This is a genomic window from Bradyrhizobium sp. Arg816 (genome assembly GCF_029989365.1).
GTDB lineage: Bacteria > Pseudomonadota > Alphaproteobacteria > Rhizobiales > Xanthobacteraceae > Bradyrhizobium.
Map to the genome: position 1 here is coordinate 202,167 of NZ_JAPRAQ010000009.1, position 22,411 is coordinate 224,577.

The 22,411-nt window shown below is 64.5% G+C and carries 24 protein-coding genes and 1 riboswitch; of the genes, 15 read left to right on the top strand and 9 right to left on the bottom strand.

Features of this window, described 5'->3' with window-relative positions:
* Nucleotides 1–147: 147 nt before the first annotated feature.
* Nucleotides 148–771 (top strand): outer membrane protein, encoded by a 624-nt coding sequence (locus OWC48_RS23035; protein ID WP_014491976.1) that lies wholly within the window; start codon nucleotides 148–150, stop codon nucleotides 769–771.
* A gap of 86 nt (nucleotides 772–857) precedes the next feature.
* Here OWC48_RS23035 and OWC48_RS23040 read toward each other — a convergent pair whose 3' ends face one another.
* The 4 genes from OWC48_RS23040 to OWC48_RS23055 form a co-directional block, all read right to left on the bottom strand.
* Entirely contained in the window at nucleotides 858–1,073 is a 216-nt protein-coding gene (locus OWC48_RS23040) for a cold-shock protein (RefSeq protein ID WP_008544396.1), read from the bottom strand.
* A gap of 257 nt (nucleotides 1,074–1,330) precedes the next feature.
* Nucleotides 1,331–2,191 carry a 23S rRNA (adenine(2030)-N(6))-methyltransferase RlmJ gene (locus OWC48_RS23045; RefSeq protein ID WP_282522005.1) on the bottom strand — a complete coding sequence of 287 codons (861 nt, stop codon included), beginning with the start codon at nucleotides 2,189–2,191 and terminating at the stop codon, nucleotides 1,331–1,333.
* A gap of 153 nt (nucleotides 2,192–2,344) precedes the next feature.
* Complete coding sequence (locus tag OWC48_RS23050) at nucleotides 2,345–3,058, bottom strand: ribonuclease T2 (protein ID WP_282522006.1); 714 nt, start codon at nucleotides 3,056–3,058, stop codon at nucleotides 2,345–2,347.
* A gap of 129 nt (nucleotides 3,059–3,187) precedes the next feature.
* Entirely contained in the window at nucleotides 3,188–3,649 is a 462-nt protein-coding gene (locus OWC48_RS23055; protein WP_282522007.1) for a hypothetical protein, read from the bottom strand.
* Nucleotides 3,650–3,832: 183 nt separating this feature from the next.
* On the opposite strand from OWC48_RS23055, the gene OWC48_RS23060 reads away from it, so the two are divergent.
* On the top strand, nucleotides 3,833–4,126 hold the full coding sequence (locus OWC48_RS23060) for a hypothetical protein (protein WP_282522008.1): 294 nt from the start codon (nucleotides 3,833–3,835) through the stop codon (nucleotides 4,124–4,126).
* Between the two features lie 44 nt (nucleotides 4,127–4,170).
* The gene (locus OWC48_RS23065) at nucleotides 4,171–4,701 is read left to right on the top strand and encodes a DUF3617 family protein (RefSeq protein ID WP_282522009.1); all 531 of its coding nucleotides are present in this window, start codon (nucleotides 4,171–4,173) and stop codon (nucleotides 4,699–4,701) included.
* A 51-nt stretch (nucleotides 4,702–4,752) separates the two neighbouring features.
* Here the strand turns inward: OWC48_RS23065 and OWC48_RS23070 are convergent, their stop codons facing one another.
* The 3 genes from OWC48_RS23070 to OWC48_RS23080 are packed head-to-tail and all read right to left on the bottom strand — an operon-like array spanning nucleotide 4,753 to nucleotide 7,430.
* Nucleotides 4,753–6,141: an ATP-binding protein gene (locus OWC48_RS23070; protein ID WP_282522010.1), complete on the bottom strand. Its 1,389-nt coding sequence runs from the start codon at nucleotides 6,139–6,141 to the stop codon at nucleotides 4,753–4,755.
* An 18-nt stretch (nucleotides 6,142–6,159) separates the two neighbouring features.
* Nucleotides 6,160–6,891: a response regulator transcription factor gene (locus tag OWC48_RS23075; protein ID WP_282522011.1), complete on the bottom strand. Its 732-nt coding sequence runs from the start codon at nucleotides 6,889–6,891 to the stop codon at nucleotides 6,160–6,162.
* Nucleotides 6,888–7,430 (bottom strand): MarR family winged helix-turn-helix transcriptional regulator, encoded by a 543-nt coding sequence (locus tag OWC48_RS23080; protein WP_282522012.1) that lies wholly within the window; start codon nucleotides 7,428–7,430, stop codon nucleotides 6,888–6,890. Before OWC48_RS23080 ends, OWC48_RS23075 begins: the two co-directional genes overlap by 4 nt.
* Nucleotides 7,431–7,766: 336 nt before the next feature.
* Here OWC48_RS23080 and OWC48_RS23085 point away from each other — a divergent pair, with 336 nt between their 5' ends.
* From OWC48_RS23085 to OWC48_RS23105, 5 genes are all read left to right on the top strand, one after another.
* Nucleotides 7,767–8,849, top strand: a complete 1,083-nt coding sequence (locus OWC48_RS23085) for a branched-chain amino acid aminotransferase (protein ID WP_282522013.1) — start codon at nucleotides 7,767–7,769, stop codon at nucleotides 8,847–8,849.
* Nucleotides 8,850–8,987: 138 nt separating this feature from the next.
* On the top strand, nucleotides 8,988–9,512 hold the full coding sequence (locus OWC48_RS23090; protein ID WP_282522122.1) for a YegJ family protein: 525 nt from the start codon (nucleotides 8,988–8,990) through the stop codon (nucleotides 9,510–9,512).
* Between the two features lie 83 nt (nucleotides 9,513–9,595).
* Entirely contained in the window at nucleotides 9,596–11,116 is a 1,521-nt protein-coding gene (hisS, locus tag OWC48_RS23095; RefSeq protein WP_282522014.1) for a histidine--tRNA ligase, read from the top strand.
* Between the two features lie 55 nt (nucleotides 11,117–11,171).
* Nucleotides 11,172–11,438, top strand: coding sequence for a tautomerase family protein (locus tag OWC48_RS23100; RefSeq protein WP_282522015.1), 267 nt, complete (start codon nucleotides 11,172–11,174; stop codon nucleotides 11,436–11,438).
* A 206-nt stretch (nucleotides 11,439–11,644) separates the two neighbouring features.
* A complete protein-coding gene (locus OWC48_RS23105) occupies nucleotides 11,645–12,049 on the top strand; it encodes a thioesterase family protein (protein ID WP_282522016.1) in 405 nt (134 codons plus the stop codon).
* Between the two features lie 136 nt (nucleotides 12,050–12,185).
* On the opposite strand, the gene proC is transcribed toward OWC48_RS23105, so the two are convergent.
* Both proC and OWC48_RS23115 read right to left on the bottom strand, forming a co-directional pair.
* Nucleotides 12,186–13,010 (bottom strand): pyrroline-5-carboxylate reductase, encoded by an 825-nt coding sequence (gene proC / locus OWC48_RS23110; protein WP_282522017.1) that lies wholly within the window; start codon nucleotides 13,008–13,010, stop codon nucleotides 12,186–12,188.
* Between the two features lie 200 nt (nucleotides 13,011–13,210).
* Nucleotides 13,211–13,711, bottom strand: coding sequence for a YbjN domain-containing protein (locus OWC48_RS23115; RefSeq protein ID WP_028169834.1), 501 nt, complete (start codon nucleotides 13,709–13,711; stop codon nucleotides 13,211–13,213).
* 387 nt (nucleotides 13,712–14,098) lie between these two features.
* A riboswitch (FMN riboswitch) is annotated at nucleotides 14,099–14,274 on the top strand.
* Nucleotides 14,275–14,348: 74 nt separating this feature from the next.
* Between OWC48_RS23115 and OWC48_RS23120 the strand changes: the two genes are divergently transcribed.
* The 7 genes from OWC48_RS23120 (at nucleotide 14,349) to OWC48_RS23150 (ending at nucleotide 22,404) form a co-directional block, all read left to right on the top strand.
* A complete protein-coding gene (locus OWC48_RS23120; protein WP_282522018.1) occupies nucleotides 14,349–14,906 on the top strand; it encodes a 6,7-dimethyl-8-ribityllumazine synthase in 558 nt (185 codons plus the stop codon).
* A 100-nt stretch (nucleotides 14,907–15,006) separates the two neighbouring features.
* Complete coding sequence (locus OWC48_RS23125) at nucleotides 15,007–16,209, top strand: MHYT domain-containing protein (protein ID WP_282522019.1); 1,203 nt, start codon at nucleotides 15,007–15,009, stop codon at nucleotides 16,207–16,209.
* Nucleotides 16,210–16,433: 224 nt separating this feature from the next.
* A complete protein-coding gene (locus tag OWC48_RS23130) occupies nucleotides 16,434–17,297 on the top strand; it encodes a xanthine dehydrogenase family protein subunit M (RefSeq protein WP_282522020.1) in 864 nt (287 codons plus the stop codon).
* Nucleotides 17,298–17,308: 11 nt separating this feature from the next.
* Nucleotides 17,309–17,809: a (2Fe-2S)-binding protein gene (locus OWC48_RS23135; RefSeq protein ID WP_282522021.1), complete on the top strand. Its 501-nt coding sequence runs from the start codon at nucleotides 17,309–17,311 to the stop codon at nucleotides 17,807–17,809.
* Nucleotides 17,806–20,226 (top strand): aerobic carbon-monoxide dehydrogenase large subunit, encoded by a 2,421-nt coding sequence (locus tag OWC48_RS23140; protein WP_282522022.1) that lies wholly within the window; start codon nucleotides 17,806–17,808, stop codon nucleotides 20,224–20,226. Before OWC48_RS23135 ends, OWC48_RS23140 begins: the two co-directional genes overlap by 4 nt.
* 106 nt (nucleotides 20,227–20,332) lie before the next feature.
* Nucleotides 20,333–21,199 (top strand): MoxR family ATPase, encoded by an 867-nt coding sequence (locus OWC48_RS23145; protein ID WP_282522023.1) that lies wholly within the window; start codon nucleotides 20,333–20,335, stop codon nucleotides 21,197–21,199.
* Nucleotides 21,196–22,404: a VWA domain-containing protein gene (locus tag OWC48_RS23150; protein WP_282522024.1), complete on the top strand. Its 1,209-nt coding sequence runs from the start codon at nucleotides 21,196–21,198 to the stop codon at nucleotides 22,402–22,404. The genes OWC48_RS23145 and OWC48_RS23150 overlap by 4 nt, the downstream gene beginning before the upstream one ends.
* The last annotated feature ends 7 nt before the right edge of the window (nucleotides 22,405–22,411 follow it).

Sequence of the window (22,411 nt, forward strand, 5' to 3'; positions counted from 1 at the left end):
CAGCGCGGTAACCCGGCTTAACAGGCCTTTAACCTAAAACTCTCGATAAATCTTACGCGAAAAAGAGGAGGTTCCGTAACCATGCGATTTTGCCTCGCGCGGCGGCGCAGGCATCGCGGGGAGCGGCAGTTGCGTTGGAGAGTACCGATGAGGGGGTTCGTTGTAGGCGCGGCCGTGTTGGTTGCAGCCGGCTGGACAGCTTCGGCAGAGGCCGCCGATCTCAATTACGGGCAGGGTGCGCCCTACACCGTCAATCAGCCGCTCAATGCCTATAGCTGGGCCGGTCCGTATCTCGGTGCCAATCTCGGCTATGAGTGGGGCTCGGTGAGTAACTCGCCCGTCAAGCCCTCCGGTTTCGTCGGCGGTGTGCAGGCCGGCTACAATTTCCAGAACGGTCCATGGGTGTTCGGCGTCGAGGGCGATATCCAGGCCGCCGGCGCTGATGACACCTTCGCGCCGTGGAAGTTCTCCAATCCCTGGTTCGGCACGCTGCGCGGCCGTGCCGGCTATGCGTTCAGCAACGTGCTGTTCTACGGCACCGCCGGCCTCGCCTTCGGCGAGCTGCGCGCGCAGACATTCGGCTGGACGGAATCGCACACCACCGCAGGCTGGACCATCGGTGCCGGCGCGGAAGTCGGCTTCGCGCCGAACTGGAGCGCCAAGCTCGAATATCTCTACATCGATCTGTCGACGAGCCAGTTCGCAATTACCGGCGTGTCAAACGGCTATAGCGCCAGCGTTGTGCGCGCAGGCGTGAACTATCACTTCTGATAGCTGAAGAAGAAAATACCGGACAACAACCTCCCGGCCGCTCGCGGCCGGGATTTTTTTTCGCCAGGTGTTCGCTCGAAAACGCCCTAGGAGAGGATGACCAAATTGACCGCCTTTGGTCCCTTCCCCTTCTTGTCCGGCTCGACCTCAAAAGTAATGCGCTGTCCTTCGGCGAGATCTTTCAGTCCCGCCCGCTCTACAGCAGTAATGTGCACGAAGACGTCGCGGCCGCCGTCGTCGGGCTTGATGAAACCGTAGCCTCGCTCACCGTTGAAAAACTTAACCGTTCCCGTCATGGCCATCGGGAAAAACTCCCCCTCATTGCTCCTCCGTCGCGACGCAGACTCACGTCACGACATGACCGGGCCTTACGAAGCCCGGGAGCTGGCCATCCTTGGGCGGACCATTTCTTTCGGTCCGATCGGATCTTTCTTAGGCCTTCACTCCGCCGCAACCATTCGCGGAAGCGGAACGTAAAGCCAGTCACGGAAACAGCATAATACGGTTCTCTGCAGATTGACTACCGCTCCTGCATATTTTTCCCAAGAATGCCGGGGTGTTACGGCTTCGGCACCTCTAATCGGAATCTGGCAGCTCCGCCCTGTCCGAGCGGCATTTCCAGCTCGGGCAGGAGCGTCTTGAGCTCGCCGTGCAGCGTGTACGGCGGATTGACGATCAACAATCCGGCGGAGGTGAGGGCAGCGCCATCAAGCTGCGGCGCGACACTGAATTCGAGACGCAGACATTTTCCCGGTGGTTTTGCTGCGGCCGCGAGCCGCGCCACTGATTGCACCAGCGTGTCGGTGGCGCGTCGGCTCTTGGCCGGATACCAGATTACATAGATACCGGTCGGCCATTTCGTGAAAGCCGCCGAGAAGGCGTCGCCGAGCTTTTCGAACTCGTCTTTCGCCTCGAACGGCGGGTCGATCAGCACGAGCCCGCGCCGTTCCTTCGGTGGCACGAAGGCCGGCAGCGCGACCCAGCCGTCGAGATCAACCACGCGCGCCTGTTCGTCGCGGCGCAGCACACCGATAAGCGCCTTGCGCGCGTTCGGCTCAAGCTCGCAGGCAACGAGGCGGTCTTGCGGCCGCAGCAGGCCGCGCGCGATCAGCGGCGAACCCGGATAAGCCTTGAGCTCGCCCTTCGGATTGAAGGCGCGAACGATGTCGAGATAGGGCTTGGCCAGCGCCACGGCGTCGTTCGACAGGCGCGCCTGCATCAGCCGCGCGATGCCGGTCAGCCATTCGCCGCTGCGGCGCGCTTCGTCGCTTTCGAGATCGTAGAGGCCGGTGCCGGCATGGGTGTCGATGACACGGAATGCCCCCGGCTTGTCCTGGAGGTAAGTAATGATGCGCGCGAGCACGATGTGCTTGATGACATCGGCGAAGTTTCCGGCGTGGAAGGCGTGACGGTAGTTCATGGTGGAGAGTTACGACATCGCGCGATGAAAGTAACTGCCGTCATTCCGGGGCAGTGCGCAGCACTGAACCCGGAATCCATTTCGCCACCCGTTACGCGGGTAAATGGATTCCGGGTTCACGCTTCGCGTGCCCCGGAATGACGGCGACGCAGTCTATCCACCCCTGATCGGCGGCATCGTCACCTGGTCGCGGCGGCAGGCGCGACGCTCGATCTCCTCGCAGGCCCGGAATTGCAGGTCCTTGCTGAGGCAGATGCGGACCTCGGAGAGCCGGGTCCGGTTGCAGGTGACCGAGATGGCCGCGTTGCTCAGGCCCGCATTGGCCTTGATGAAGGCTTCCTCCACCTCGCCCGGTGCCACGGTCTTGGCCTGCGACAGTTCGAGATATTCCGCCGGGATCTTGATCGCAGCGCGCGCCTTTCGAATCGTCTCGAAATAATTGCGGCTGTCGAGCCCGGAGCAGGTGCCGTGCTTGTCCCACTCGTTGAAGATCAGCCCCGGCGCCGGCATCAAATCGAGCATCGAAGAGACGATGTTGCGGTTCAGGCGTGGCGATGGCCGCTGGCAATATTCGGGGAAGCCGTTCTCGTATTGCGGCCAAAGCCCGTGCACCACGAACGCGTAGGGCCGCCCGCTGCACTGCATCTGCGAACGACCGCCGCCGCGGTTGCGCTCGGACGCCTCCTCGCAGAACGAGGGCGACCATGACAGCGACAGCACATAGAAATCGAATTCGCCGGGCGCGTTCTGCCGTTTGTCCTGGGCCTTCGCGCCGCCCGGCAGCGCGACCAGCCCGGCGGCAAGAACCAGGGGAAGGGTCAGTGAGATCACGAGACGGGAGAACGAATGCAATCTAAAATGAAACATGGCGACGCCCCTCAACTAGACTGTGCAATCAGCCTAGCAGGCAACAAGAACATTTCAAGAACAAAATGCGAGATGGCCGTCAGCCGCCTGATCAGTCCGATTCAGGCCTTTCCGATCAAGGCTCGTCTATCAAGGCCTGGCGGCGCGGCAGGCCGGATTGTAGGCCCAGTTGCGGTCGAGCCCGACCACGCACCATTCGACGCCATTGCCGTAGCCGGCGAAGCCGCCATCCTCGATGATCGAGAAATGCACCTTGCGCACCTTGCCGTCATTGAGCATGGCGTCGCCGGTGCAATAGCGGCGCGGAATGTTGTCGGACTGCCAGGGCCGGAACGCGATCTCGTGAACGGCGGCGAAGCCTGTGATCTTCAACGAGGAATTCCAGAACGAGCTTTCCTTCTCCCAGAACTGGGTGGCGATGGTCGGCAGCGCCTTGTCGCAATCGACGACGGCGCCGTCATAGCGCGGCCCGTTCAGCCAGAAGTTCAACTCCAGCGGATTGGCGGCCCTGGCCTCACCGAGCGACAGCGCTCCGAACATGAGGCCAAGCAAGGCGGCAAAGCGGAGCGATTTCAGGGTGAGGGCGCGCATGGGCAATCCGGACTGCTGGGTCTTGCGAAGACTAGACGGTGCCGCGAAGGCCGGGGCAGGTCAAGTGCAGCGCGGCAACACTTGGCCAAGAGTTGACCCTAACCTCGTAGCCGGCGGGGCATCAGTTCTTTTCATGGGCATCCCGGCACCGTAAACTGGCGCCAACCAATTGGAGTGACGGGAATGCGAATCATTGCGGCCGCGGGCCTTCTTGCCCTGGGTATGATGGCCAGCCAGTCGGCACGCGCCGATATGCTTCCGGTGCCCCCGTTCAAGGGCAACGACACCGGCGGCATCATCGCTTATTCGCTGGCGACCCAGACCGATGCGCGGCAGGTCGCGGTCGATCACTGCGCGCGCTACGGCAAGGTCGTGAAATTCCTCGCGGTGCAGGCCTATGAGGGCGGCTATATCTCGTTCTCCTGCCGCTGGGTGCCCTACGGCGCCGCCCAACAGCCGATCCGCACGCTGTACTGAGGCGCTTTCGGAACGTCGCAATCTCTCAGCCGGGAGCTTCCCACATGACGCGCAAGCTCGCTTTGCTCGGCTCGGCCCTTTGTCTTGTGTTACAGGCAGGCAGCGCCAGCGCTGACGATCTGCCGGTGCGCAAGGCCGGTCTCTGGGAAATGAAGATGGTCAGGACCGGCACGCCCATGCCGGAGATGACCATGCAGCACTGTACCGACGAGACCGTCGACAAGGAGATGAACAACAACGTCTCCCCGATGGCCAAGCAGATCTGCGCCAAGCAGGACATCAAGAAGACCGCGACCGGCTATGTCAGCGATTCCGAGTGCAGCGTCGCCGGCATCAGCACGACCTCGCATGCCGAGATCACCGGCGATTTCAACTCGGCCTATACGGTGAAGACCTCGTCGCATGCGCAAGGCGGTGCCGCCGGAGCAGCAGGCCGCGACACCACGATGCAGCTCGAAGCCAAGTGGCTGGGGGCCTGCAAGCCCGACCAGAAGCCCGGCGACATCGTAATGCCCGGCGGCTTCAAGATGAACGTGCGTGACATGGACAAGTTGAAGGCGCTGCTGCCGAAGTAGGGTTGGGTGAGCCTCCCCTCTCCCATTGCAAGGGGAGAAGAAAGAGCAAAGCTACACCGGAATCCGCACACTCGCCCTTAGTCCCCCCATCGGGCTGTCGCCGAGGGTGATGTCGCCGCCATGCGAGCGCGCGATGTCGCGGGCGATGGCGAGGCCGAGGCCCGTGCCGCCTTCGTCCTGGTTGCGGGCGTTGTCGAGCCGGAGGAACGGCTTGAACACCTCTTCGCGCAAATGCGTGGGAATGCCGGGGCCGTCGTCCTCGACCGTGACGGTCAAATAACGGTGATCGCGCTGGCCGTTGATGGCGATGCTCTTGCCGTAGCGCGCCGCGTTGGTGACGAGGTTGGCGAGGCAACGCTTGAACGAGGCCGGCTTCACGGTGACCACGGGCAGGCCGTGGAACGCGACGGTCGCGGTGTGGCCGTGGCGCTCGGCGTCGCTGCGCAGTTCCTCGAGCGCCTGCGCCATGTCGGTCGGCTGCGACTGCTCGCCGGAATCGCCGCGGGCAAACGCAAGGTAGTCCTCCAGCATCATCGACATCTCGTCGACGTCCTTGCGCATGCCCTCGAGCTCCGGGTTGTCGCCAATCAGCGCCAGCTCGAGCTTGAACCGGGTCAGGATGGTGCGCAGATCGTGGCTGACGCCGGCAAGCATCGCGGTGCGCTGCTCCATCGTGCGCTCGATGCGTGACTTCATCTCGAGGAAGGCGACCGACGCGCGCCGCACCTCGCGCGCGCCGCGCGGCCGGAAGTTTGGCGCCTCGCGGCCCTTGCCGAAACTCTCGGCGGCGTCCGCCAGCCGCAGGATCGGCTTGATCTGGTTGCGCAGGAACAGCACCGCGACGATCAGCAGGATCGAGGACGTGCCGACCATCCAGAACAGGAAGATCTCCGAGTTCGAGGCATAGGCGGCGCTGCGCTGCGCGAACACGCGCATCACGGCATCGTCGAGCTGGATCCGGATCTCGACGAGGTTGGAGCGGCCGACGGTGTCGATCCAGAACGAGCGTCCGATCTGGCGGCCGAGCTGCACGGACAGCGTCTGGTCGAGCAGCGAGAAGAACGGCTTCGGCCCCGGCGGCGGCATGTCGCCGGCGGGCAGGAAATCGACGACGAGGCCGAGGCGCTGCTGGGCGATGCGGCGGATCTCGTTGCGATCCTTGTCCTGCGGATAGCCCTTGTAGACGTCGATCAGCGCGGCGATGTCTTGCACCACAGCAGCCGACAGGCGGCGCGTCACCGTGTTCCAGTGCCGCTCCATGAACACGAAGGCGACGACCGATTGCAGGATCACCATCGGCACGATCATGATGAGGAGTGCGCGCGCATAGAGGCCGGTCGGCATCCAGCCCTTGAACGCGTTGCCCATCCAGCCATTGGCGGCGGAGACGCGGCCGGCGGCGCTCTTCAACAGCGTCAGGCCGGTATCGATCGTGCTCATCGGTCGCGCTTCACTGCTTTATGGCGACGCCACCAGGCGGTAGCCGATGCCGCGCACCGCCTGGAGGAACAGCGGATTGGCGGGATCGGTCTCGATCTTGCGCCTGAGGCGATTGATCTGCACGTCGACGGCGCGCTCGTTGACGCTGCCATTGCCGGTGAGCGCGCTGCGCGGCACGGTCTCGCCCGGTGCCTCCGACAGGATCCGCAGCATCTCGCGCTCGCGGTCGGTGAGGTGGATGACCTCCTCGCCCTGGCGCAATTCGCCGCGATCGAGATGGTAGACGTAGGGGCCGAATGCGATTTTCTCGACCGCCGCGGCCTGCGGCGGTGGCGCGGCGCGCTTGAGGATATTGTTGATGCGCAGCGCAAGCTCGCGCGGCTCAAACGGTTTTGCCACGTAATCGTCGGCGCCGATTTGCAGGCCTTCGATGCGGGCTTCGGCCTCGTGCCGCGCCGTCAGCATCACGATCGGCACCGAGGAGGAGGTCCGGATGAAGCGGGCAAGGTCGAAGCCGGTCTCGCCGGGCATCATGACGTCGAGGATCAGGAGATCGAAATGCAGGCCCATGAGCTTCGAGCGTGCATCGCCGGCGCTTGCGGCAGTGGTCACGCGATAGCCTTCGCTGGCGAGGAAGCGCGACAGCAGATCGCGGATGCGACGGTCGTCGTCGACCAGCAGCAGATGCGGCGCATCGTCGGCCGGTTCTACCGGCGGGCGGGCTAGCGTGGCAGCGAGTGGCACGTTCACTCCTTTCCGTCTTGATTGACGTTGGCGAAGATCGTCTCCAGCACCTTGTCCGGATCGTCGCGGTCGATCATCGCGCGCAGGAAGCGCTTGACGGTCTCGGCATCCTGCGGCGCCATCTCGGCGAGTGCCTTGGTGATCCGCGTGGTCTGGAGCCCGGCGAGCTTCTGCACCAGCGCCTCGCCCTTCGGCGTCGCGTAGAGCAGGCGCTGGCGGCGGTCGTTGTCGCCGGTCTTCTGCACGATATAGCCCTCGTCCAGGAGCTGCTTGAGCACGCGGCCGAGCGACTGTTTTGTGATGCGCAGGACGTCGAGGAGATCGGCGACCTTGAGGCCGGGATAGCGGTAGACGAAATGCATGACCCGGTGGTGGGCCCGGCCGAAGCCGAAAGCCTCCAGCTCCTGGTCGGGATCGCCGACGAAATCACGATAGGCGAAGAACAGCAGTTCAATGATATCCCAGCGCAAATTGCCTCCATCGCCTGCGGCCGGCCGCGGCTCGGCTGCGTCTTGAGGGGGAGTTGCGAAATTTATGTCAGGCATATTGACGTATATTGGGTTCAATGTTACAAAACGATCAGCCCGCACGAAATTTTAGATCGTTTCGCGTCGGGTGGCAGTTCTAGGAGCGGCCGGAGAGAGCCGGACAGGCGGCGACGGCCGAAGCAGATCTACCGTGCGATTGTCGAGCGGCATTTCGGCAAAACATACTGGACTTCCGCCTTCCGCAAAAGCATGTCCTCGGCGACATGCTGGCCACGGAAACCGGCCGTAACAAGGCTGGCGGCGGTCCAGCCACAACCTAATCAAGCCAGCCGGGCCCGAACAGGGCAGGCGGGCGCCAGAACAGCGCCGCTACCGGCAGCGGGAGGCAAGGACATGAGTATGAAATTCGACATCCAGCCCGCATCCAATCCGACATCCGAGAAGGACCGCGTCGCCAAGCTGGTGGATCCCGGCTTCGGGCGGGTCTTCACCGATCACATGGCGATCGTCCGCTACAACCAGGCCAAGGGCGGCTGGTACGAAGCACGCGTCGAGGCGCGCGCCAACTTCCAGCTCGATCCGGCCGGCGCGGTCCTGCACTACGCCCAGGAAATCTTCGAAGGCCTCAAGGCCTACAAGCGTGACGACGGCGGCGTGAACCTGTTCCGCCCGGACGCCAATGCGCGCCGCTTCAAGGACTCCGCCGACCGCATGGCGATGGCGCAGCTGCCAGAGGACGTCTTCATCGAGGCGGTCGAGCAGGTCGTGCGCATCGATCGCGCCTGGATGCCGGGCGGCGAGGGCAGCCTTTATCTGCGCCCCTTCATGATCGCGAGCGAGACCTTCCTCGGCGTCAAGCCGTCGTCCGAATACATCTTCGCGGTGATCGCTTCTCCGGTTGGCTCCTATTTCAAGGGCGGACCTGCGCCGGTCTCGATCTGGGTGTCGGAGAACTACACCCGCGCCGCGATCGGCGGCACCGGCGCCGTCAAGTGCGGTGGGAACTATGCCGCGAGCCTGCGTGCGCAGGCCGAAGCGATCCAGCACGGCTGCGATCAGGTCGTCTTCCTCGACGCGGTCGAGCGCCGCTACATCGAGGAGCTCGGCGGCATGAACGTCTTCTTCGTGTTCGACGACGGCTCGCTCTCGACGCCGCCGCTCGGCACGATCCTGCCCGGCATCACCCGCGACTCCATCATCGCGCTCGCGAAGGATGCCGGCAAGACGGTGCGCGAGGAGCCGTACTCGCTCGACCAGTGGCGCAAGGATGCGGCGAGCGGCAAGCTCAAGGAAGCGTTCGCCTGCGGCACCGCTGCCGTGATCTCGCCGATCGGCAAGGTGCGCTCGGTGAGCGGCGATTTCGAGATCAGCGGCGGCGCCGCCGGCCCCGTCGCCACGGGCCTGCGCAAGCAGCTCATCGACATCCAGTACGGCCGCACCAACGATCCGCACAACTGGATCAAGAAGGTGCTTTGAGACGCTTTGAGATTATTTCCCCTCTCTCGCGAGGGAGAGGGGAAACGCGCAATGTTTGTGGCTTTTCGCGCCATGAACGTGTGGCTGCCGACACGCGACAAAGCCAGGAGACATCGAAGCATCCTGGACATCGTGAACATGGCAACAAAACTCTCCCAACCGCTGAAGTGGATCGTTCTCGCCGCAATCACCGGCGTCAGCGTTTTCGGCATCCTGACCATCGGGCCCATGCCGGAGGTCGTCGCACAAGACCGCTCGCCGATCGTCGACGTGCGCACCACCGATCCCGAGATGAACACCGCGATCGCGCGCGCCCGCGGCACGCTTCCGACCTTCTGGGCGTCCTATGACGCGCCAAAGCCGTCGGAGACCGGGCACGCCTTGAAGGTGCGCTTTTCGACCCGCAGAGGCGGAGAGCATATCTGGATCGGCGAAGTGAAAAAGCTGCCGAACGGCACCTATTCGGGCCTCTTCGCCAACGAGCCGCGCGATCTGCCGGGCAAGCGGGCCGGCGACGCGGTCAAGTTCAGCGAAGCGGACATTTCAGACTGGATGTTCATGCGCAACGGCAAGATCGTCGGCGGCGAGACCATCAAGCCGACGCTGAAGTCGCTGCCAAAGGCGGATGCGGAAGCGCTGAGGGCCCGGATGGAGCAGCCGTAAGTCTCTTACCCTCTCCCAGCAAGCGGGGCGAGGTAAAGCGAACTCCGGTTGCCGCCTCCCGCGTCGGCTGGTAAACGCCGCGCATGGCCGAGAAACCCAAAAAACCCCAGAAACTGAAGGCGCGCCTGCCGCGCGGGCTCGAGGATCGCGATCCCTCGGCGATCCGGGCGACGCGCGAGATGGTCGAGAAGATCCGCGCCGTCTACGAGCTCTACGGGTTCGAGCCCGTGGAAACGCCGGCGATGGAATACACCGATGCGCTTGGCAAGTTCCTGCCCGACCAGGACCGGCCGAACGAGGGCGTGTTCTCGTTCCAGGACGATGACGAGCAGTGGATCAGCTTGCGCTACGATTTGACCGCGCCGCTCGCCCGCTATGTCGGCGAGCGATACGGCACCGACGGTCTGGTCCTGCCCTACCGCAGCTACCGCGTCGGCTACGTGTTCCGCAACGAGAAGCCCGGCCCCGGCCGCTTCCGCCAGTTCATGCAGTTCGATGCCGACACGGTCGGCTCGGCGACGCCGGCGGCGGATGCCGAGATCTGCATGATGGCCGCAGACACGATGGAGGCGCTCGGCATTGCGCGCGGCTCCTATGTCGTGAAGGTCAACAACCGAAAAGTGCTCGACGGCGTTCTGGAAGCCATCGGGCTCGGCGGTGACGAGAACGCCGCGCGCAGGCTGACCGTGCTGCGCGCGATCGACAAGCTCGACAAGTTTTCCGCCGACGAAGTGCGCAAGCTGCTCGGTCCCGGACGATGGGATGGCGGCGAAGAAGGCAAGGGCGACTTCACGAAAGGCGCCAATTTGAGCCCCGCTGAGGCTGACGTCGTTCTCGCCATCACCAAGCCGCGCGACGATTGGAAAGACGCGATCGCCGCGGCGGAAACTTACCTCGCCAAGAGCGAGATTGGTCAGGCCGGCGTCAGCGAGCTGGAAGAGATTGCCAGACTGGTGACAGCGTCGGGTTATGGCGCAGACCGCATCAAGATCGATCCCTCCGTCGTGCGCGGCCTCGAATATTACACCGGCCCCGTCTACGAGGTCGAACTGCTGCTCGAGACCAAGGATGAAAAGGGCCGGCCGGTGCGGTTCGGCTCGGTCGGTGGTGGCGGCCGCTACGACGGCCTCGTCTCGCGCTTCCGCGGCGAGCCGGTGCCGGCGACCGGTTTCTCGATCGGTGTGTCCAGGCTTCAGGCCGCGCTGACGCTGCTCGGCAAGCTCGACACGCGGCCCGAATTCGGCCCCGTCGTCGTCACCGTGTTCGATCGCGACCGTGTCGCCGACTACCAGAAGATGGTGGCGTCCTTGCGCGCAGTCGGCATTCGTGCCGAGCTCTATCTCGGCAATCCCAAGAACATGGGCAACCAGCTCAAATATGCCGACCGCCGCAACTCACCTTGCGTGATCATCCAGGGCTCGGATGAAAAGGCGCGCGGCGAGCTGCAGATCAAGGATCTGATCGAAGGCGCCAAGGCCGCCGCCGCCATCGCCTCCAACCAGGAGTGGCGCGAGAGCCGCCCGGCGCAGTTCTCGTGCAGCGAAGCCGACCTCGTCGCAAAAGTGCGTGAAGTCCTCGCGCGCCATGACGTGAGCTGGGGCTAGCCATTCGCAAGCAGCGTCATGCCCGGGCTTGTCCCGGGCATCCACGTCCTGTTTGATGGGAAAGAACGTGGATGGCCGGGACAAGCCCGGGCATGACGAACGCAGCAGGGAGAAGACGATGCCTGAGATTACCGTCAGCATGGCCGAAGGCCGCACCGACGAGCAGAAGGCCGGCATGATGCGCGACATCACCCAGGCCCTGGTGAAGAATCTCGGCGTCGATGCCGACGCCGTCGTCATCCAGATCAACGAAGCCCCGCTCCGCCACAAGATGAAGGGCGGCAAGACCTTTGTTGAGCGCGCGGCGGCTGCGAAGAAATAGTTTCGGCTGGTTCGGCAAACACAACTGTCGTCCCCGCCTAGTGCGCAATTGCGCACGGGAGCGGGGACCCATAACCACAGGGAGTGGTTATTTGGCGAGCTGGTAACTCCGAGTCTTCGCCAAACTACTCCCTGTGGTTATGGGTCCCGGATCAGCGCTCCGCTTCGCTGCGCTTGTCCGGGACGACAGCGGAGTTTGAGGCCCCCATGGACGCACGCGACTTCATCAAGGTCGGCATGAGCGCCGAACGCACGCTGGTGGTGCCGGCTGAGCGGACGGTCGGGCATTTCGTGCCCGGCATGCCCATGGTCTATGCGACGCCGATGATGATTCTGGAGATGGAGATGACGTCGGGCGATGCGATCCGCGCCGCGCTTCAGCCGGGCTGGGTCACCGTCGGCACCGAAGTCGACATTCGCCACCTCGCAGCCGCTCTCGTCGGTGCGACGGTGCGGACCACCGCGAAGGTGGTCGCAGTCGAGCGCCGCGTCATCCGCTTCGAGGTCGAGGCGTTCGAGGGCACGCGCAGGCTCGGCGAAGGCCGCCATGCGCGCGGGCTCGTGAATGTCGAGATGTTCAACAAGCGGCTGGCCGCAGGCTCGAAACTGTAGTCGTAGGGTGGGCAAAGGCGCGAAGCGCCGTGCCCACCATCCTTTCGGGATCGCGAACGAAGTTGGTGGGCATGCTTCCGCCTTCGCTCGTCGAGCTTCGGCGGACAAGCCGCTTTGCCCACCCTACGGCACTTGTTTACTTCGCCAGTTCCTTCGACCGCTTCGTCGCGGCCGCGATCGCGCGGATCATCAGATCGCGCAGGCCCGGCTCGCCCATCAGCACGCCGAGTGCCGCGGCCGTGGTGCCGCCGGGCGAGGTGACGTTCTGGCGCAGCGTGCTGGAGGGAAGCTCCGACTGATGCAGAAGTTCACCAGAGCCGGCGACGGTCTCGCGTGCAAGCTTCGTCGCCAGCGCCTCGGGCAGTCCGGCTTCGACGCCGGCGCGCGCGAGCTCTTCGGCGAGCAGGAACACATAGGCGGGGCCTGAGCCGGACACCGCGGTGACCGCATCCATCAGGCCTTCATCCTCGACCCATTCGACCGAGCCGGTCGCACGCAGCAGCGCATCGGCCACGGCGCGCTGAGCGGCACTGACGTTCTTCGCCGCGACGGCCACCGTGATGCCGCGGCCGATCGCGGCCGGCGTGTTCGGCATCGCGCGCACCACGGCGCCACCGCAGACCTCTTCTAGCGATGCGATCGTGGTTCCCGCCATGATCGAGACCACCGAGGTCTTGTCCGAGACGAATTGCTTCAGCCTGGCGCCGGCCTCGCGGAACATCTGCGGCTTCACCGCGACGACCAGAGTCTCGACCGTGCCGGCGGCCTTGACATCGGGATTGAGCGCAACGCCGTTGGCGGCAAGCGCGGTGATCTCAGGTGAGATGTGCGGATCGATCACCGCGACGCGACGCGGATCGAGCCCGCCCGAAAGCCATCCGGTCAGCATCGCGCCGCCCATCTTGCCGGCGCCGGCGAGGAGGATGGTGCCGGTGATGTTCTTGAGAGTGCTGTTTGCCATCGCTGCCGCCACACGTTCGCTGTCGTCCCCGCGAAAGCGAGGACCCCCGCGCGAGCGCTTGCGCTCGTCGCATAACCACAGTTGGTTCTAGTGGATGAAGGTGGTGGCAACAAGCCGCATGCCACAAGGGACATCACGCGGTATGGATCCCGGATCTTCGCTGCGCTCGTCCGGGACGACAGCGGAGGGCGAGGCGAGCCTTACGCCTCTCCCACCGTGTCGAACATCGCCGCGTCCATCGCCTGCGCGGTGGTCTTGCCGGCCCACACCACGAACTGGAACGCGGGAAAGTAGCGCTCGCAGGCATGGATGGCGCCGGCGAGCATGGCTTCGCATTGCGCGGTCGAGGCGGTGAGCCCGCCCGGCAGCACCAGGGCCTGGCGGTGCATGATCATGCCGGTGTTGGTCCACAGATCGAAATGGCCGACCCATAGCTGCTCATTGACCGCGGCGACGAGCCGTTGCACTTCGCTCCGCCGCGCAACCGGAATCTTCATGTCGAAGGCGCAGGCCAGATGCAGCGCCTCGATCTCGCCCATCCACGTGAAGGAGATCTGATAGTCGGTCCATTGTCCCTTGGAGACAATCGTGAGCTCGTCTTCGCCGGAGCGTTCGAACGGCCAGTTGTTGCTGGCAGCGATGTCCTCGACCACCGCGAGCGGGTGATTTCTGGAATCGATAGTGCCTTCGAGCAGGGACATTCCGTCTCGACCTCTTGCCTTTTTGTTGTCTTTGATACGCACTCGGTCGGCCCGGCGCGCTCCCTCAACGTCGCTGTCGCGATCCCCTCGGATCAGCGCGAGCCTGTCGCGGATCAAGTGATGTGATTTGCGGAATCTGCGCAACTGGCTGCCGAGTCCGTCCACAAGCCAGGACTCGTTCGTCCACAGCTCATCTCCGCCACAATTCTTAACGAATGAGAACAAATCGGAATCGGATTCGCCGATGGCGCGCCAATCGTTAATTCCGCCGGGCGAGGTCACACCCGTCATGGCGGCATGGGACCATGCGGTTTTTCATGCGGAACACGCTTGCTGCGGCCGCCGGCCGGCGTCATATTTCGCCTCAGGCCGTTCATCCCGGGCGGCCGATGTTCTCAGGGCGGGGTGAAAGTCCCCACCGGCGGTAAGGGTCGCAAGGCCCAAGCCCGCGAGCGCCTTCCCCCAAGGATCTTCCTGAAAAGGAATTTTGCCGAAGGGAAGGGTCAGCAGATTCGGTGCAACTCCGAAGCCGACGGTTAAAGTCCGGATGAAAGAGAACGGTCGGTGGCAGACGCATCGCAAGGTGCGGCTGCTTGTCGTTCCGTGTGCCCTGATTCTGGTCCTTTGAAGGAAAGCCATGAATCAGATGTTGCAAGACCCCCAAACCGAAACTTCCGAAGTCACCCAACCGCCGGTTCCGCAGGATCCGGCACCCGAGCATCCGCGCTTCGCGAAACCGCAGCGGGTGGCCTTCGTGCAGGCCTGCTGGCACCACGACGTGGTCGAGGAGGCCCGCATCGCCTTCGTGAAGGAGGCAGCCGCGCGTCACCTCAATCATGTCGACGTGTTCGAGGTGCCGGGCTCGTTCGAGATCCCGCTGCATGCGCAGATCCTCGCCAAGACGCGGCGCTATACCGCGATCGTCGCGGCGGGCCTCGTCGTCGATGGCGGCATTTACCGCCACGAGTTCGTCGCCGACACCGTGATCAAGGCGCTGATGGACGTGCAGCTCCGCACCGAGGTGCCGGTGTTCTCGGCCGTGCTGACGCCGCAGCAATTCCACGAGACCGAGGTGCACTACGATTTCTTCCGCAGGCACTTTGCGATCAAGGGCGTCGAGGTCGCGGAAGCCTGCGCCAACACACTGCTCGGGCTTGAGCGCCTGCGCGGCCAGGTCGCGGCGGGCATCGTGTAGCTGTCCGCTCACACGCCGCTGATTGTCAATCCCGTCGCCGTCCCTATAAAGTCGGCGGCGGGAGGAGGCCGGCCGTGGAGACGGGGCGGCCGACAAGATCATGTTCGAAGGACACGATCCCTATCTCGTCGCGCTCTCTGTGGTGATCGCGAGCCTGGGTGGCTATACCGGCTTTGCGCTTGCTGCTCGCATCCGCAACACGCCCGGCGTCAGCAACCGCGTTCTGCTCGCGGGTGCGGCTGCGTTTCTGGCCGTCGGCATCTGGACCATGCATTTCGTCGGCATGCTGGCCGCGCCGCTGCCGCCCGACACCGTCTATCTCGTCCTGCCCACCATCATCTCGTTCCTGATCTGCGCGCTGGTGGTCGGCATCTCCTTGTTCTTTGTCTCGATCGGCGAACCGTCCCTGAAGCGGGTGGCCTCGTCGGCCGTTTTGCTCGGCGTCGGCATCGCCAGCATGCATTATGTCGGCATCCACGGCCTCGCCGGTCATTTCGGCATCGTGCACGACAAGACTATGGTGGCGCTGTCGGTCGTGGTGGCGATCGTCACCGCCTATGGCGGTTTGCGCGCCTTCCTGGCGCAGCAGGAGGGCGTCCGGCTGATCGTCAGCTCGGTTGCGTTTGGCATCGCCGTCTCCGGCATGCATTACACGGCGATGCTCGGCATGCATTTCGAGCCGCTGACCGGCGCGGTGCATCACCATGCCGGCGGCGGTCTTGCCGCGTCGCAGCAAATCCTGTCGATCATCGTTGCGGTGCTGTGCTTCGTCATCGCAGCCGGCTTCCTGCTGTCGCTGGTTCCCGATCAACGGCGTCAGACGTCGAACTCTGTTGCTGCCGAACCGCCTGCTTCGCCGGTCGCGGCGGCCGCCATCGAACTGATCGCTGCGCCGGCTGCAGCTCCGCGCCCGGTGGCCCCGCTCGGCGGTCTCGGCCAGCCGCCCCGCGCGCCGGTTCCCCGGTTGCCGGTCGAGAGCGCCGACGGCACGCACTTCATCGAGACGGCCAATGTCCGCAGCGTCCGGGCCGATGCGCACTACACCCGTGTTCACGACGGCACCCGCGAGCGAATGTGCCCCTGGTCGATCTCGGAGGCCGAGGCCCAGCTCGACCCCTCGCTGTTCCTGCGTGTGCACCGCAGCCATATCGTCGCGATCCCCCATGTCGCGCTGGTCCGGAGAGAGGGCGATGGCGCCGTGCTCGAGCTCGACGGCCCGTCGCCGCACCGGGTGCCGGTGAGCCGGGCCAAGATCGCCGAGGTGAAGGCGCGGCTGGGGCTGGCGAATAGGCGGCAGGCGTAGAGTCGGGCCGCACGGGAGGCGCGCTCTTCCTTACCGTCCCCCTCCAGGGGAGTGGCCGCCGCGCCATAACGTCGCTAGCCCTGACGCAATTCGTGCGTTCCCCGCCGCAACTCGTGCGAAATCCGATGTTCCGTGCCCCAACGATTGCGGGCAGCCCTGCCGGGAGTGACCGTCCCCTCCAACGTCCGCGCCGTCACGCGCCAGAGGACGACGAGGAGGAGATGATGATCCCAGGCTCATTCAGCTATCACCGGCCGGCGAGTGTCGCCGATGCCGTCAAGCTCTTGGCAGACCTTGGCGAAGATGCACGGCCCCTGGCCGGCGGGCACAGCCTGGTGCCGATGATGAAGCTTCGGCTCGCCACCCCCGCCCATCTGATCGACCTGCACGGCATCGCCGCCCTCAAGGGCATCCGCCGCGACGGCCAAAATCTCGTCATCGGCGCGATGACCACCCAGCATGAGCTGCTGGCCTCCGACGACGTCGCCAAGGCGATGCCGATCCTGCACGAGGCGGCGCTGCTGATCGCCGATCCGCAGGTGCGCTACCGCGGCACGATCGGCGGTAATGTCGCCAATGGCGATCCCGGCAATGACATGCCGGCGCTGATGATGACTTTGGGGGCGAGCTACCGGCTCGAAAGCGCCGGCGGTGCCCGTGACGTCGCGGCCGCGGACTTCTACCAGGGCGCCTATTTCACCGCGCTCGAGCCCGGCGAGATCCTGACCTCCGTCTCGGTTCCCGTGCCCGCGGCCGGCCACGGCTCCGCCTACGAAAAACTCAAGCGCAAGGTCGGTGACTACGCCACCGCCGCCGCCGCCGTGGTCCTCACCATGTCCGGCGGCAAGGTCGCGACCTGCTCGATCGGGCTCACCAACGTCCACGAAACGCCGCTGCTCGCCACTGATGCCGCCAACGCCGTGATCGGCACCAGCCTCGATGCGGCCACGCTGAAGAGGGCAGCAGCAGCCGCCGAAGCGATCATGGCACCGGCCGCCGATGCGCGCGGACCGGTCGAATACCGAAAACATGTCGGCGGCATCATGGTGACGCGCGCGCTGCAGCGCGCCGCTGCTGTCGCGAAGTAAGGGAGAGATCAATGGCCAAAACACACGTCACCATGAAGGTGAACGGCGCCGAGGTCGAAGGCCTCGTCGAGCCGCGCACGCTGCTGGTGCATTTCATCCGCGAGAATCTGCAGATGACCGGCACCCATATCGGCTGCGAGACCACCCATTGCGGCGCCTGCACCGTCGATATCGACGGCATGTCGGTGAAGTCCTGCACCATGTTTGCGGTGCAGGCCGAGGGCAGCGACATCACCACGGTCGAAGGCATGGCCAATGCCGACGGCACGTTGTCGGCTTTGCAGGAAGGCTTCCGCATGATGCATGGCCTGCAATGCGGCTTCTGCACGCCCGGCATGATTGTCCGCGCGCATCGGCTGCTGAAGGAAAATCCCTCGCCGAGCGAGCCGGAAATCCGCATGGGCATCTCCGGCAACATCTGCCGCTGCACCGGCTACCAGAACATCGTCAAAGCCATTCAATACGCCGCCGCAAAAATCAACGGCGTCGAATTCCAGGAGGCCGCAGAATGAACGACCTCACTCCCACGCGGGAACAACGTACCGCCGCACTCGAAGGCATGGGCTGCAAGCGCAAGCGCGTCGAGGACATCCGCTTCACGCAGGGCAAGGGCAATTACGTCGACGACGTCAAGCTGCCGGGCATGCTGCATGGCGACTTCGTCCGCTCGCCGCACCCGCATGCGCGCGTCAAGAAGATCGACGACAGCGAGGCGCTGAAGGTGCCCGGCGTGCTCGCGGTCATCACCGCCGAGACGCTGAAGACCGTCAACCTCGCCTGGATGCCGACGCTCGCCGGCGACGTGCAGATGGTGCTGGCCGACGGAAAAGTGCTGTTCCAGAACCAGGAGGTCGCCTTCGTGGTCGCGACCGACCGCTATGCGGCCGATGACGGCATCAACGCGGTGATCGTCGAGTACGAGCCTCTCGCCCCGCTGGTCGATCCCTTCAAGGCGATGGACGCGAACGCGCCGGTGCTGCGCGAGGATCTCGTCGGCAAGATGTCCGGCGCGCATGGTCCGCGCAAGCACGACAACCACATCTTCGAGTGGACCGTCGGCGACAAGGAACTGACCGACGCGGCCTTCAACAAGGCCGAGGTCAAGATCAAGGAGATGATTTCCTATCACCGCACCCATCCGTCGCCGCTGGAAACCTGCCAGTGCGTCTGCTCGTTCGACAAGATCAAGGGCGAGCTGACGATCTACGGCACGTTCCAGGCCCCGCATGTGATCCGTACCGTGGTGGCGCTGATCGCGAAGCTGCCGGAGCACAAGATCCACGTCATCGCGCCCGATATCGGGGGTGGCTTCGGCAACAAGGTCGGCGCCTATCCCGGCTATATCTGCGCGGCGGTGGCCTCCATCGTCACCGGCAAGCCGGTGAAATGGGTCGAGGACCGCATCGAGAACCTGACCGCGACCTCGTTCGCGCGCGACTATCACATGACGACTGAGATCGCCGCGACGAAAGAAGGCAAGGTCACAGGCCTTCGTGTTCACGTGCTCGCCGATCACGGTGCGTTCGATGCCTGCGCCGACCCGTCGAAATGGCCGGCCGGCTTCTTCAACATCGTCACCGGCTCCTACGACTTCCCGACCGCGCATCTGGCGGTGGATGGCGTCTATACCAACAAGGCACCGGGCGGCGTCGCCTATCGCTGCTCGTTCCGTGTCACGGAGGCGGCCTACTGCATCGAGCGTGCCATGGATATTCTGGCGCAGAAGCTCAACATGGATCCGGCTGAGCTGCGCTTGAAGAATTTCATCAAGCCGGAACAGTTCCCGTATCACTCGGCGTTGGGCTGGGAATACGATTCCGGCGACTACCACACCGCCATGCGCAAGATGATGGAGACGACCGGCTACGCCGCGCTCCGGAAAGAGCAGGCGGAGAAGCGGGCCGCGTTCGCGCGCGGTGAGACCCGCGAGATCATGGGGCTCGGCGTCTCCTTCTTCACCGAGATCGTCGGCGCCGGCCCGTCGAAGAATTGCGACATCCTCGGCATCGCCATGTTCGATTCCTGCGAGATCCGGATGCATCCGACCGGGGCCGGCATCGCGCGGATGGGCACCAAGAGCCAGGGCCAGGGCCACGAGACCACTTGGGCCCAGATCATCGCGACCGAGATCGGCATTCCCGCCGACAACATCATGGTCGAGGAGGGCAACACCGACACCGCGCCTTACGGGCTCGGCACCTATGGTTCGCGCTCGACGCCGGTCGCGGGTGCCGCGATCGCCATGGCCGCACGAAAGATCAAGGCCAAGGCGCAGATGATCGCGGCCTACAAGCTCGAGGTCCACGAGGACGATCTCGAATTCGACATCGACGGCTTCCGGGTGAAGGGTCTGCCGGAAAGATTCATGTCGATGAAGGATATCTGCTGGGCGGCCTACAATTCGGTGCCGCCGGGCATGGAGCCGGGGCTGGAGGCGGTTAGCTATTACGATCCGCCCAACATGACCTATCCGTTCGGCGCTTATCTTTGCGTGATGGACATCGACGTCGATACCGGCGTGTACAAGGTCCGGCGCTTCTATGCGCTCGACGATTGCGGCACCCGCATCAATCCGATGATCATCGAGGGCCAGGTGCATGGCGGCCTCACCGAAGCCTTCGCGATCGCGATGGGCCAGGAGATCCGCTACGACGACGTCGGCAACGTCGTCACCGGCTCGTTCATGGATTTCTTCATGCCGACCGCGGTGGAGACGCCGCATTGGGAAACCGACTTCACCGTCACCCCGTCGCCGCATCACCCGATCGGCGCCAAGGGCGTCGGCGAAAGCCCGAATGTCGGCGGCGTGCCTGCCTTCTCCAATGCCGTCAACGACGCGTTCTCGTTCTTAGGGTCCACGCACATCCAGATGCCTCATGATTTCTGGCGCAACTGGAAGGCGGCGAAGGATCTCGGGGCGGTGGCGTAGTGTTGTCGTCATTGCGAGGAGCGAAGCGACGAAGCAATCCAGACTGTCTCCGCGGGACCATTTCTGGATTGCTTCGCTTCGCTCGCAATGACGGGAGAGCATAAGCATGAAAGGCCGTGACGAAATCGCGCATGCCTTGGCCGCGTCGGGCTATATCGCCGATGCGGACCTCGCGACCGCGATCTCGCTGATGCAATTGTTGCGGCGTCCGCTGCTCCTAGAGGGCGAGGCGGGCGTCGGTAAGACGGAAGTGGCGAAGGCTCTCGCCAAGGTGCACGCGACCGAGCTGATCCGGCTGCAATGCTACGAAGGTCTTGACCAATCCTCCGCGCTCTATGAGTGGAATTACCAGCGCCAGCTGCTGGCGATCCAGGCGCACCGTGGCACCGACAGCATCGAGGACCAGGTGTTCTCGGAAAAATATCTGCTGGAGCGTCCCTTGCTCGCCGCGATCCGCCGCGCGCAGGCGCCAGTGTTGCTGATCGACGAGATCGACCGCGCCGACGACGAATTCGAAGCCTTCTTGCTGGAACTGCTATCGGACTACCAGGTCTCGATCCCCGAGCTCGGCACTATTCCGGCGGTCACGATCCCGCATGTCGTGCTGACCTCGAACGGCACACGCGAGCTCTCCGACGCGCTGCGCCGGCGCTGCCTCTATCATTATGTCGACTATCCCGACGTGGATCGCGAGACCCGCATCATTCTGGCGCGCGTCGCTGGCGCCAGCCCGTCGCTGTCACTCCAGATCGCGCGCATGGTCGAGAACGTGCGCAAGGAGGAGCTGCGCAAGGTCCCCGGCGTCGCCGAGACGCTGGACTGGGCGGCGGCCCTGGTCGGCCTCGAGATCAGCGATCTCCACGACGCGCCCGAGACCGTGTATGAGACGCTGGTCTGTCTGTTGAAGACCCATGAGGACCGTGCCCGCGTCACGCCCGAGGTGACGCAGCGTCTGTTGGGGAAGGTCGCATGAGCTGTTGCGGCTCCAGCCCCGGATATGACGACCTCAATGAGGTCTCTCGTCTCGTGTCCGCGCGTCTCGCCGCCTTCCTGCGCACGCTTCGCGATGCCGGCTTTCGCGTCGGGCTCGCCGAAGGACAGGATGCGGCGACGCTGATGTCATCGGGCTATGCGGCGCGGCCAGGTCTGCTGCGCGCGGCGTTCAAGCATCTGTTCTCGGCGCGCAAGTCCGACTGGGACAAGTTCGATGGCCTGTTTGACGCGTTCTGGCTGGGCAAGCGCGTGCGCTCGCGCTCCCGCACCATCGGCTCGACGCCCGGCGCCAATAATCCCTCGCTGAAGAGCTTGCAGGACACGGCAGCGGAGCAGGGCGGTAGCCAGTCCATCACCGACCAGCTTCTGTCGTCCGATGATGCGCCGGAAGGCGGCTCCGGCGAGGGCCGCATGGAAGGCGCCTCGCGGGCGGACAATTTTGCGGAAGTCGATTTCAGGAAGCTGAGCGATCCCGATCAGGTCGCGCAGGCCCATGAGGCCGCAGCCCAACTCGCCAGGGCGATGCGCACACGGCTGACGCGGCGCGATCTGGCGCGCCGGCGCGGCTACCGGCTCGATCTCCGCCGCACCATTCATCGCAACATCAGCCATGGCGGCGTACCGATCAGCCTGGTGAAGCGGCAGCGCAAGGACAAGCCGTTGCGGCTGGTCGTGCTGCTCGATGCCTCGGGATCAATGAGCATGTATACCGCCGTCTTCCTGCGCTTCATCCACGGTGTGCTCGACCAGTTCCGCGAGGCCGAGGCGTTCCTGTTCCACACGCGCCTCGCCTACGTCTCCGACGCGATGAAGGAGAAGGACGCCGGCCGTGCGCTCGACCGGCTCTCGATCATGGCGCAGGGCGCGGGTGGTGGCACCAGGATCGGCGAGAGCCTGCAGACCTTCAACCGCTGGCACGCCGCGCGCGTGATCCATTCGCGCAGCTGCGTGATGTTCGTGTCGGATGGCTATGAGACCGGCGACGCCGCGCTGCTCGGTCGCGAAATGGCGGCGCTGCACCGGCGCTGCCGCCGCATCGTCTGGCTCAATCCGATGATGGCGTGGGAAGGCTACACGCCCGAAGCGCGGGGCATCAAAGCGGCGCTGCCGCATGTCGATCTCTATGCGCCCGCCAATTCGTTGCAAAGCCTGCGTGCGCTCGAACCCTATCTGGCGAAGCTCTGAGGATACG